The organism is Streptomyces sp. NPDC002265 (assembly GCF_040296125.1).
In the GTDB taxonomy this organism is placed as follows: Bacteria; Actinomycetota; Actinomycetes; order Streptomycetales; family Streptomycetaceae; genus Streptomyces.
The window spans coordinates 1-11382 of sequence record NZ_JBEOWS010000321.1 but is presented as its reverse complement, the minus strand read 5'-3'; the positions used below and the strand labels follow the sequence as shown (position 1 = coordinate 11382).

Below are 11382 nucleotides of genomic sequence, written 5' to 3'. Positions count from 1 at the left end.
GCCGCCGCGCGCTCCGCACGGGCCGCCGCGCGCTCCGCACGGGCCGCCGCGCGCTCCGCACGGGCCGCCGCGCGCTCCGCACGGGCCGCCGCGCGCTCCGCACGGGCCGCCGCGCGGTCAGGACGGCGGCGGCCCCGGCTGCCGGGTCCGGCCGCTCGGGCCGTCGACGTGGCACAGCAACAGGCACACGTCGTCCTCGCGCGGGGAGTCGCCGAGCAGCGGACGCAGCATCCGGTCCGCCACGCCGTCCAGGTCCGCGTCCAGCTCCGCCGGGCGGAACGCGCCGAGCGCGGCCGCCAGCCGTTCGATGCCCGCGTCGATCCCCCGGGCCCGGCGCTCCACCAGACCGTCCGTGTAGAGCGCCAGCGTGCAGCCCGGGGACAGCCGCACGGTGTGGTCGGCGATCCGCTGCTCCAGCGGGATGCCGAGCATCGCGCCGGGTTTGGCGTCGAGGACCCGGACGCCTCCGTCGGCCCCGCGCAGCACGGGTGGCGGATGACCGGCGGCCGCCCAGGTCACCGTGGGGTCGTCCGGATGGAAACGGGCGATGACCGCGGTGGCGTACAGATCGGGTTGCAGATGACGCAGCAGTACGTGCAGCCGGGTGAGCAACTCGCCCGGGCTGCCGCCGTCGACGGCGTACGCGCGCAGCGCGGTGCGCAGCTGGCTCATCATGACGGCCGCGTGCAGCCCGTGCCCGGTCACGTCGCCGATCACCGTGATCAGGCTCCCGTCGGGCTGACGGAACGCGTCGTACCAGTCCCCGCCGATGTTCAGCCCGTACGTGGCCGGCAGATAGCGGGCCGCCAGGCGCAGGCCCGGGGTGCGGGGCAGGTCCGTGAGCAGGGCGCGCTGGAGCGTCTCGGCGATGTCCCGGTTGTGTTCAAAACGCCGGGCGTTGTCGATGGCGGTGCTGGCCCGCCGGGTGAGCTCGACCAGCATGACCGCGTCGTCGGGGTCCCAGCGTCCGCCCGGCGGGGACAGCGTCAGCACGCCGAGGGGTGCGTGCCGGGTGGGCAGCGGGATGCACAGCAGCGGCCGGGCCGGGTCCAGCGCCGAGGGCGGCTGGTCGTCGACGCCGGGCAGCCCGCCGGGGTGCCCGGCGGCGTACTGGGGCCGGCCGGTGCGGGCCGCGAGCACGGCGGCGGCAGGACGTGCCCCGGACCGCCCGGGTCCGCCGCCCCGCTCCGGCGCGTCGGCGTGGGGGCCGGCCGGTGCGGCGGCGCCGGGGTGCCGGCCGCCGTCCTCGGCAGTTGTGGTCCCGGGCGGCTGCCGGCCGGTGTCGGTCCGGGACGGTTCCGGGAGCCGTTGCTCGTCCTCGGCGTCGAACAGCCAGACGTCGACGCTGCGGGCGTACTCGGGGACCAGCAGCTCGGGCAGCCTGCGCACGATCTCGTCGTGGTTCAGGGACGCCGTGAGCACCGCACTCGCGTCGGCCAGGAAGGTCAGCCTGCGCCGGGCGCGCTCCGCCTCCCGATGCGCCGCGCGTTCGGCGGCGAACGCCTCGCGCTGGGCCCGTCCGGCGGCGTCCAGCTCGCCGTGCAGCGCGAGCACGCCCTGGTTCGTCTGGTGCAGCTCCTCGCGGTGATAGGCGACCAGCGCCTCCTGGTCCGCGAGCTTGCCCAGCACGAGAGCGGTGTCCTCGTCGGCGCCGAGCAGGGCCTCCGCCAGCAGTCCGGGACCGTCGGCCACCGCGTCGGGCCCCGCCGTCCGGGCCTCCTCGGTGCAGCGCACCGCCATCCGCCACGTCGGCTCGCCGCCCTCCCGGGGACGTACCAGGGCGTGCAGCGACCGCTTTCCGCCCGGCGCCGAGGACGCCTCCAGCGTGAGCCGCCAGCCGCCGCCCTTGGTGAGGCACTGCCGCAGCCGGGCGCTGAGCGCCGTGACCAGCCGGGTGCGCTCCAGGACGGGCACGCCGAGCGCGGCGGCGACCCGGGCCGTGGCGATCCGGGCCCGCGCCGCGTCGGTGACGGACGCGACCGGCCAGACCCGTCTCATGGGCCCTCCGGCGGGTTCGGCGCCAGTACGGCGACGGCGGTGTCGTCCCTGACCGGGCGGGCGGCACTGCCGGCGTCGCGCACGGTCACGGCGGCCACGACCGCCGGGTCGGCCAGCAGCAGACCGGGGTCGGACGGCGGGACCCACCGGCTGGGCAGCCCGTCGCTGTGCAGTACCAGCAGCCGGTCCGGGCCCCACGGCAGCCGGGTCTCGGGCAGGGTCGCGGGGCTGTGGACGCCGACGATGCCGGGCCGGGACAGCAGGTGCCGCCAGGTGCCGCCCTCGCGCAGCCGCGCCCCGATGTTCCCGATGCCCGCGAAGGTCAGCCGGCCGGTGTCGGCGTCGAGCTGGGCCAGCGCGACGGCCGCGCCGCGGGTGCCGCGCAGTCCGGCGTCCAGGTGCCGCAGCAGTTCGGCGGGGGAGAGGTGGGCCGAGCGGCCGAGCACCCGCGCCGCCGCCGTCGACGCGTGAGCCGCCTGCGGCCCGTGTCCCAGCCCGTCGGCCAGCATCAGGGTCAGCCGGTCGCCCGCGCGCACCCACGCCCAGGTGTCGCCCGAGCAGTCCGCCCCGGCGAACGGGATGTTGATCCCGCCGGCCCGCGCCACGCACCGCTGCGCGCCCCCTGTCACCGCGGCGGCGGCACGCCCGGCCCGGCCGGGGGCGGCGCCGATCCGGGCCAGGGCGACCGTGCCCCGGCCCGGGGCGCTGTGCAGGCCGAAGTCGTCGGCGAGGCGGACACAGGTGCCCAGGCCCGCGCCCAGCGAGTCGGCCGTCGAGAACCCGTCGCGCAGGGCGGCGCCGACATCGGGCATGCCCGGACCGTGGTCGACCGCGGCGATCTGCACGACGTCGTGCCCGTCCCGGCCCTCGCCGGCCGTGGCCGGCGCGACCAGGTCGACGAGGAGCTGTCCGCCGCCGGCGTGCTTGAGCAGGTTGGTGGCCAGCTCGCTGGCCACCAGCGCGGCCGCGGCGGTGCGCCGCTCGTCCAGCCCGGCGATCGCCGCGGCCTCCTCGGCGGCGACCCTGGAGTCGCGCACCCGGGTCGAGTCGTGCACCGGTACGTCCCACAGCCGTGCCATCACCACTCCTCGCGCGGGTGCCCCGGTGGGGGCGGCCGGCCCGCCCAGGACGTCACCGTGACCGTGGTGCCGGCTCCCGGGGTGCTGTCGATCGCGAACCGGTGCACCAGCCGGCGCGCGCCGCCGAGGCCCATCCCCAGCCCGTCGCCGGAGGTGTAGCCGTCCCGCAGGGCCTGCTCCAGGTCCGCGATCCCCGGGCCCTCGTCGCTGAAGGCCAGCCGCAGCCCCTGCGCCCGCCCCTGGGCCACCCGGGCCGCCGTCAGCTGTCCGCCGCCGCCGTGCACGAGGGTGTTGCGGGCCAGTTCGCTCGCCGCGGTGACCAGCTTGGTCTGCTCGACCAGACCGAAACCGAGCCGGGCGGCGGCCTGGCGCACATGCTGGCGCACCCACACCAGGTCCAGGTCGGAACGGATCGGCAGGCGGGCGTCGACGCCCGCGGCCGCCTCCATCACCGTCTCCCCGGCCGCGGCCCGGCGGCGCCGGCCCGCGCCGGGTCGCCGAGCAGGCGCAGGGCCGCCTCGGTGTTCAGGGCCGTACGCAGCCCCGGCAGCGTCAGCCCCATCTCCACCAGGGTGATCGCGACCGCCGGACGCATGCCCGCGACCACGGTCCTGGCCGCCAGCAGCCCCGCCTTCGCCGCGATCTCGGCCAGCACCCGGCCGAGGAAGGAGTCCACGATCTCGATGCCGGAGATGTCGATCACGACGCCCGTCACCCCGCTGCTGCCGATCCGCTCCGTGATGTCCTGCTGGAGCTGCTCGGCCGTGCTGTCGTGCAGGTCCCCCTGGAGGGTGACCAGGAGGACGTCACCGAGCCGGAGCACCGGCACGTGCACCATGGGCGGGCGGGAGAACTCGTCGGTCACCGCGACCCCGCACCGCCCGGCGTGGCGTGCACGATGTCCGCCCCCAGCCGGTGCAGGGCGTGCGCCAGGGCGTCGGCGAGGCTCGCCCGGGTGACCACCGTGCCCAGGTCCAGACCGAGGTGGACGATGGTCTGCGCGATCGCGGGCCGGATGCCGGAGACCACGCACTCCGCGCCCATCAGCCGGGCCGCCGCGACCGTCTTCATCAGATGCTGGGCCACCAGCGAGTCGACCGTCGGCACACCGGTGATGTCCAGGATCGCGTACCGCGCCTGCTGGTCGACGACGGCTTCCAGCAGCGTCTCCATGACCACCTGGCTGCGGGCGCTGTCGAGCGTCCCGATGAGCGGTACGGCCACGATGCCGTCCCACAGTTTGATGACGGGCGTGGCCACCTCCAGCAGTTGCAGCCGCTGCCGGTCGATGAGGGCCTCGCCCTCGCTCAGCGCCGTCTCCAGCACGACCAGCCGCAGGGTGCCGAGCAGCACGGTCAGCGCGGACTCGCACTCCCGCAGCCGTCCGGGCGGCACGTCGGTGAGGCCGGCGAGGTCGGCGACCAGGAGGTCCACGACCGGCGGCCGCAGCGCGTCGACCTCCCTCGACACCTGCGCGGTGCCCAGTCCGGCACGGGCGCGCGAGGCGGCCATCCGCGCCAACTGCTCCCGTACCAGGGTGAATCCGGTGGCCTCGGGATCCGCCACCCGTTCCGCCGCGGCGACTTCGGCCAGTGCGTCGGCCACCGACCGTCCCGCCTCGACCGCCTCGTCCCGCGAGACGGTGAACACCGCGCGGAACAGCGGCTCGTCGGCCCACCGCTGCGCGATCTGCTCGCGGCGGCGGCGCAGGAAGACCCCGACCTGCCGGGCCGGCGATCCCTGCTGTGCTTCCGCTTCGTGCTCCGGCACCTGCTTCACTCCTCGTGTCTGTCGCGGCGACCGGCGGCCGTCGTCCGGCCCCGGCCCGCTCGCCGCCCGGTCCTGCCCCGGCCGTGGCGCGTGGCCCGTCAGGTCCGCCGGTCCGGGGCGGCCTGTGGCGCATCGTCAGGTTCGCGGGTCCGGGGCGGCCTGCGGCGCCGTGCCGACCAGCGCGAGGGCGTCGTCGACGGTCTCGGAGACGGGGACCGTGATGCTGACGCCGGTGAGGTCCAGGATCCGCCGTACGGCCGGGGCGGGCGCGATGACGTGCACGCTTCCCGACACCCCGCGTGCCTCCTGGTACACCCGCAGCACGATGTTCATGCCGGACGAGTCCATGAACGGGACCGCGGAGAGGTCGAGCAGGAAGTGCCGGCGGCCGTGGTGGAGCTGGTTGGCCAGCTGGTGCTGGAACTCGGTCGCGGTGTCGAGGTCCAGATGGCCCTCGACCGCGACCAGGGCGATGTCCTCCCGGGGCACGGTGACCTCGACGGACAAGGGGTTGCGGGCTCGTGTCACGAATGCCTCCACGCGTGCGGCGACTGATCCGGTGCTGGTCTGCGGTGCGGGGGGCACAGGTCCCCGCACAAGGCTGTGCCCGGTGTCACCGCTCTCGGGCGGCGGCACCGGGCACAGGGGTGTCAGGCGATCTCGGGGCCCAGCAGCCCGGTGCGCAGCCGCCGGACCATGCGGGTGATCAGGCGGGAGACGTGCATCTGGGAGATGCCGAGCTCCTTGCCGATGTCCGCCTGCGTGCGCTCCTCCACGAAGCGCATATGGATGATCAGCCGTTCCCGGTCGTCGAGTTCGGCGATGAGGGGCGCCAGGGAGTGGAAGTTCTCCACCAGTTCCAGTGCCGGTTCCTCCTCGCCGATGAAGTCGGCCAGCACCGACTCGCCGTCCGCGCCGCCGTCGGAGGTGAGGGCGGCGTCGAGGGAGGACGACGTGTAGCAGTTGGCCGCCTTGCGGGCCTCGATGACCTCTTCCTCCGACAGCGACATGAGCTGCGAGAGCTCGCGCGTGGTCGGCATCCGGTCCAGCCGGGTCTGGAGTTCCTCGGTGGCCTTGGCCAGCTCGACCCGGGCCTCCTGGAGCCGGCGGGGCACATGCACGGCCCAACTGGTGTCGCGGAAGAAGCGCTTGATCTCACCGACGATGTACGGGACGGCGAACGAGGTGAACTCGACCTCGCGGGACAGCTCGAACCGGTCGATGGCCTTGATCAGACCGATCGTGCCGACCTGGACGATGTCCTCCATCGAGTCCCCGCGGCTGCGGAAACGGGAGGCGGCGTAGCGCACCAGGGAGAGATTCATCTCGATCAGCGTGTTGCGCACGTACTGGTGCTCGGGCGTGCCCTCCTCCAGGGTCGCGAGCCGGTCGAAGAACCGGCGGGAGAGCTCGCGTGCGTCCTTCGGGCTGACCTGTGAGGGGCTGTCGATGAACGGCAGGCCGTCCCGAAGGCCGCCCGCGACCGTCTGCTCCGCTGCCGTCACGGCATTCATGCCGCCCACTCCGTTCGTCGTACGAGTTGCTGACAGGGGTCGACTGCCCCGGCTTCCGCAACTCATGTCAGGGGGAGGCGAAAGAAAGTGGTGCGGCTCGAAGAAGTGGCCGAAAAGCGCCGCTTGTGCAGAGCCGGGTGCGGAGACGGGCCCGCCACACCGGACCCGGTGGCCCCGACGGTACGTCAGGACGGCGACGTACGCTGAGGGACGGGATGCGGAAGGCGGGGGTGCGGGTGGTGCAGGAAGGGCGTGCGCAGAGCCCCGGGGAGTCGTTCGTCCACCCGGCGTTCCTCTACCGCGGTGACGACGAGTACCGGGCGGAGATCGTGTCCTTCGTCCTCGAAGGCCTCGCGGCGGGGGAGCCGGTGGCCGTCGCCGTGCCCGCGCGTCGGCTCGAACTGATCCGGGACGGGCTCGGCGCGCGCGCCGCCGAGGTGCGCTTCACCGACATGACCGCCGCCGGCCGCAACCCCGGCCGCATCATCCCCACGGTGCTGCGGGCGTTCGCGGACGCCGTCGGCGAGGACCGCCGGGCACGGATCGTCGGGGAGCCGGTCTGGCCCGGCCGGACCGCCGAGGAGTATCCGGCCTGCGTCCAGCACGAGGCACTGATCAACGCGGCCTTCCAGGGGCGGCCCGTGACGATCCTGTGCCCCTACGACGCCCGCGCCCTGTCCGCCGGGACGCTCGCCGACGCGCACGCCACGCACCCGCTCGTCCTCGACGCGGGGCGTACGACCGTCAGCCGGGCCTACGATCCGCGGGGCGCGCTGGAACGCTGCAACCTCCCGCTGCCGCCCCCGCCGCGCGCGGTCACGGTCCGCTTCGACGCCGCGGCGCTGCCGGACACCAGGGACATCGCCGTGCACGAGGCGCGCAGCCGGGGCATGAGCGCCGCCCGGCTGCCCGATCTCGCTCTCGTGGTGGCGGAGTTGACGACCAACAGCGTGGTGCACGGGGGTGGCGGGGGCACGTTCGGACTGTGGGCCGAGGGCGGCCGGATCGTGTGCGAGGTGCGCGACTCCGGCCGGCTCACCGATCCGCTGGCGGGCCGCCGTCCCGCGCGCCCCGAGCAGATCGGGGGACGCGGACTGCTGCTCGTGCACCGGCTCGCGGACCTGGTGCGCACCCACACCGGCGAGCACGGCACCGTCACGCGCGCCTGCCTCGACCTCCGCTGACGCCATGTCGCCCCGCACGATCTTGCCGGGCCCGAATGCGCGTGCGGGAAAAGGGTATTTGGTGCTGTGTGGGACAGGCGGGCGACCGTCGGCCGCCCGCACGGGCAGCACAGGCCCGGGGAGGAAGAGGGAGGAGCAGTGTGGCCACAGGCAGAATCTGGGCGTACGCACCGGACAGCGGTCACGTCGAGGGGCAGGATCTGACGGGCTACGCCGTCGTCGCGACCGACGGCACGGTCGGGCACGTGGCACGGCAGGCGGACCCCCACGGCATGCGGCACCTGGTCGTTGACAGCGGTGTCTGGCTGTTCGGCAGGAGCGCCGTGGTCCCGGCGGGTCTCGTCACCGGGGTGGACCCGAGGGCCCGCAGGATCTCGCTGGCCTGCACGCAGGGCGCGGTCAAGGCGGCGCCGCGGTTCCGTATCGACAGCGAGACGAGGGACACGCGGTACCTGGCGACCGTGGGGGAGCACTACGAGCGGCTCGCCGTGCCCAGGAGCGCGAGGGACTGACCCGCCTGCCGCCCCGCACCCGCAGCGGTGCACCGACCGTCGCGGCCGGGCCCGGTGACCCACCGGGGGAGGGACAGCCGATCCGGCCGGCCCGGTGACTCACCAGGGGAGGAAGACGTGCACGTCCTTGCCCCGGTCGGCGGGCACCACGCTGACCTGGGTGCACAGCGCGTGCACCAGGTGCCAGCCGATCCCGCCGCCACCGGAGGCGGGGTTGAAGGGGCGGGGCGTCGGCGGGGTGGTGCTGCTGTCGTGCAGGGTGACGTGCACGCCGTCGAACGTACGGCGCAGCCGCAGCTCGAACGGTCCCGGCGCGTACTGGACGGCGTTGGCGGCCAGCTCCGTGACGATCAGCACGATGTCGTGCCAGCACTCCGCCGCCGCGGGCGGTGAGACTCCGGCCAGAGCGTGCAGGAAGTCCTCCGCGGCCAGGCGCGCACCGGTCACGTCCGCGGGCGCGCCGCTGAAGCCGACGGTTCGGCTCGCGATGTCCTGGGAGGCCAGTGTGTCGTCTCCGCGCTGCTCGGCTGCCATCTCGCCTCTCTTCGCCCCCCGACGTCGGCAGGGCTGTCGTCCCTTCTCACACGTCTCTCGTGTCGTCACCTCTGCGAGTTCCCGAGGGTGCGCGGCGTACGCGTCCGAGGTGGGGGCCGTACGGGTGATCCTTCCCCGGCCCGCCGTCGGGACACACCGGGCCCGCCTCCGGTCACGGAGCGTACGGGGACGGAGCCGACGCTGCACCGCGCAGGGAAATCGCGGCCGGGACGGCTGTCCCGGCGTTTCCGGGGAACCCGGACGCCACGGAAAGACCCCGACACCATCGACAAGAGGAGAACCTGTGCTGGCCATCGTTGCGGCGGTCCTGCTGTTCATCGCGTTCCTGATCAATGCCGCGGACATCTCCACCAACGACGTCTTCACATCGACCAACGTGATGCTGCTCGGGCTGACCGCCCTGAGCCTGCATCTCGCGGGCGTCGGCACCGCCTGGGCGAGCCGCGGCCGCCGGCGCTGACCGGGACGGCCGGTACCGGCCGGGGCGGCCGGGGCTAGCGGAACATGTTGTCCGCGTCGTCCCAGCCGAGCACCTCCTCCGCGGTGGGCTGCCGTGGAACACGCGAGCGTGCCTGGTACATCGCCTCGATCTCCTGCGCGTAGTGCTGGACGATCGCGTCCCGGCGCAGCTTCATCGACGGGGTCAGCAGCCCGTTGGACTGGTCGAACTGGTCCGGGAGCAACCGGAAGACCCGGATGGACTCGGCCCGGGACACCGCGCTGTTGGCGGCGGCCACGGCACGCCCGATCTCCTCCCGCAGCGCGTTCTCCTCCCGCGCCTCCCGGTTGGGCGTGTCGCCCTGGAGGGTCAGGGCCCCCCGCCAGTGCACCAGGTAGTCCGGGTCCAGGGTGATCAGCGCGCCCACACAGGGCCGGTTGTCACCGACGACCACCGCCTGGTGCACCAGCGGATGCATCCGCAGCCGCTGCTCCAGCGGGGCGGGCGCGACGCTGTTGCCGCCGCTGGTGACGATGGTGTCCTTCTTGCGGCCGGTGATGGTGAGGTAGCCCTCGTGGTCCAGATGCCCGAGGTCGCCGGTGGCCAGCCAGCCGTTGCGCAGCGCGGCCCGGGTGGCGGCCTCGTCGTTGACGTATCCCTGGAAGACCGACGGTCCGTGCACGAGGATCTCCCCGTCCTCGGCGACCCGGATGTCCGTGCCGGGCAGCGCCTGTCCGACCGTCCCCGACTTCTCCCGGCCCAGCGGCTGCATGGTGATCCCGCCGGCGGTCTCGGTCAGCCCGTAGCCGTCGTGCACGTAGATGCCGATGCCCTCGTAGAAGAGGGAGAGTTCGCGGCTGAGCGGTGAACCGCCGGAGGTGGCGCGGGTCACCCGGCCGCCCAGCGCGCCGCGCAGCCTGCGGTAGATCGTCCGCTCGTACAGGGCGTGCTGCAACCGCAGGTCGAGGCCGGGGCCCGAGCCCCTGCCCAGCCGCTGCCGCTCGTTCGCCGCGGCGAAGTCCCGCGCCGTCTCGGCGGCCCGCTCGAACAGCGGTCCCCGGCCCGCCTGTTGGGCCGTGCGCAGGAAAGTCTTGTACAGCTTCTCGAAGACCGACGGTACGGCGTAGAAGTAGGTGGGCCTGAACGAGAGCAGCGCCGACGCCAGGGACTCCTCGCTGAGGTCGGGTTCATGGCCCATGAGCAGGCCGCCGCGCAGGCACAGGCCCTGGATCATGAGCCCGTACACGTGGGAGAACGGCAGGAAGGCGAGGACGGCCGGCTGCTCCCCGGCCTGCGCCGCCGTGTGGCCCCAGCCCTGGAGCAGGGTGTCGCAGGGGCTCGCCAGACTGCGGTGGCTCAGCGCGCAGCCCATCGGGTGTCCCGAGGTGCCGGAGGTGTAGGCGACGACCGCCGTGGAGTCCGGCATGACGATACGGCGCAGCGAGTCCACCGTGGTGAGGGGGATGAACTCGCCCCGCTCCACGAGCTGTTCGAGCGCGCCCGCGTCCAACTGCCAGACGTGCCGCAGGTTGGGCAGTCCCGCGCACACCGAGCCCACCGTCATCACGCTCTGCTCGTCCTCGACCGCGACGCCGACGCAGCCCGAGTCGCGCAGCATCCATTCGACCTGGTCGCGGGAGGAGGTGGGGTGGATCGGCACCACCTCGGCGCCGACCGTCCACAGCGCGAGGCTGAGGACCGTCCACTCGTAGCGGGTGCGTGCCATGACGGCCACCCGGGCGCCCGGTGAGATGCCGGACGCGATCAGGCCCTTGGCCAGATCGACCACCGTGTCCCGGACCTCGACGGCCGTCACCTCTTCCCAGGAGGCGTTCTCGGAGGTGCCCCGGCGGCGGGCGAGCAGCGGCAGGGCGGGGTTGCGTGCCGCGGTGTCGAAGACGGTGTCGGCGAGTCCCCCGGTCACGGACGGTGTGGCCGGGGGAGCGAAGGCGAAGTCGCGCATGCGCTGGCTCCTGGGGTGTACGGGGAGTGACTCCGCCTACGAGAACTGTTATCGACGGTGGTCGAATCTAGCCCAGGAGAGACCGGATGGGGCCGGGAACGGAGAAGTAATCGAGCCGTGATCATTTCCACACGGCGGACCGGGCCGGCCCCCGTTTGAATCCCGGGTCCGGCAAACCGGACGACGACCGGCGGTCCGGGCACGGAGACGACACCGCGCCCGGACCGCCCGTCCCTAGGGCCTGTCGTTTGGATCAGCCCGGCGGCGCGGGGTGTGGTGCGCACATCTGCGGCGTTGTCGTCGGTCACCGACGTCCCCCAGCCTTCGGCCGGGAGGTGCCCCCACCGCGTCCGCTCCCTCCTCCGCCT

At 74.1% G+C, this 11382-nt stretch carries 12 protein-coding genes; 3 read left to right on the top strand and 9 right to left on the bottom strand.

Features of this window, described 5'->3' with window-relative positions:
* Window positions 1-117: 117 nt before the first annotated feature.
* From ABT085_RS37010 to ABT085_RS36980, 7 genes are all read right to left on the bottom strand, one after another.
* Window positions 118-1998: a PP2C family protein-serine/threonine phosphatase gene (locus ABT085_RS37010; RefSeq protein WP_351618436.1), complete on the bottom strand. Its 1881-nt coding sequence runs from the start codon at window positions 1996-1998 to the stop codon at window positions 118-120.
* Complete coding sequence (locus ABT085_RS37005; protein ID WP_351618433.1) at window positions 1995-3077, bottom strand: SpoIIE family protein phosphatase; 1083 nt, start codon at window positions 3075-3077, stop codon at window positions 1995-1997. Before ABT085_RS37005 ends, ABT085_RS37010 begins: the two co-directional genes overlap by 4 nt.
* Window positions 3077-3526, bottom strand: coding sequence for an anti-sigma regulatory factor (locus tag ABT085_RS37000; protein ID WP_351618430.1), 450 nt, complete (start codon window positions 3524-3526; stop codon window positions 3077-3079). The genes ABT085_RS37005 and ABT085_RS37000 overlap by 1 nt, the downstream gene beginning before the upstream one ends.
* A complete protein-coding gene (locus ABT085_RS36995) occupies window positions 3526-3942 on the bottom strand; it encodes an STAS domain-containing protein (protein WP_351618427.1) in 417 nt (138 codons plus the stop codon). Before ABT085_RS36995 ends, ABT085_RS37000 begins: the two co-directional genes overlap by 1 nt.
* Window positions 3939-4847, bottom strand: a complete 909-nt coding sequence (locus tag ABT085_RS36990) for an STAS domain-containing protein (RefSeq protein ID WP_351618424.1) — start codon at window positions 4845-4847, stop codon at window positions 3939-3941. Before ABT085_RS36990 ends, ABT085_RS36995 begins: the two co-directional genes overlap by 4 nt.
* Before the next feature lie 135 nt (window positions 4848-4982).
* Window positions 4983-5375 carry an STAS domain-containing protein gene (locus ABT085_RS36985; RefSeq protein WP_351618421.1) on the bottom strand — a complete coding sequence of 131 codons (393 nt, stop codon included), beginning with the start codon at window positions 5373-5375 and terminating at the stop codon, window positions 4983-4985.
* 122 nt (window positions 5376-5497) lie between these two features.
* A complete protein-coding gene (locus ABT085_RS36980; protein WP_351618418.1) occupies window positions 5498-6361 on the bottom strand; it encodes an RNA polymerase sigma factor SigF in 864 nt (287 codons plus the stop codon).
* 215 nt (window positions 6362-6576) lie between these two features.
* Here ABT085_RS36980 and ABT085_RS36975 point away from each other — a divergent pair, with 215 nt between their 5' ends.
* Both ABT085_RS36975 and ABT085_RS36970 read left to right on the top strand, forming a co-directional pair.
* Window positions 6577-7545, top strand: coding sequence for an anti-sigma factor RsbA family regulatory protein (locus ABT085_RS36975; RefSeq protein ID WP_351618415.1), 969 nt, complete (start codon window positions 6577-6579; stop codon window positions 7543-7545).
* A 140-nt stretch (window positions 7546-7685) separates the two neighbouring features.
* Entirely contained in the window at window positions 7686-8057 is a 372-nt protein-coding gene (locus ABT085_RS36970) for a PRC-barrel domain containing protein (protein WP_351618412.1), read from the top strand.
* A 99-nt stretch (window positions 8058-8156) separates the two neighbouring features.
* On the opposite strand, the gene ABT085_RS36965 is transcribed toward ABT085_RS36970, so the two are convergent.
* Window positions 8157-8591, bottom strand: coding sequence for an ATP-binding protein (locus ABT085_RS36965; protein ID WP_351618409.1), 435 nt, complete (start codon window positions 8589-8591; stop codon window positions 8157-8159).
* 304 nt (window positions 8592-8895) lie between these two features.
* Between ABT085_RS36965 and ABT085_RS36960 the strand changes: the two genes are divergently transcribed.
* Window positions 8896-9072 carry a hypothetical protein gene (locus ABT085_RS36960; protein ID WP_338017563.1) on the top strand — a complete coding sequence of 59 codons (177 nt, stop codon included), beginning with the start codon at window positions 8896-8898 and terminating at the stop codon, window positions 9070-9072.
* 34 nt (window positions 9073-9106) lie between these two features.
* On the opposite strand, the gene ABT085_RS36955 is transcribed toward ABT085_RS36960, so the two are convergent.
* Window positions 9107-11014 carry an AMP-dependent synthetase/ligase gene (locus ABT085_RS36955; RefSeq protein ID WP_351618405.1) on the bottom strand — a complete coding sequence of 636 codons (1908 nt, stop codon included), beginning with the start codon at window positions 11012-11014 and terminating at the stop codon, window positions 9107-9109.
* Between the last annotated feature and the right edge of the window lie 368 nt (window positions 11015-11382).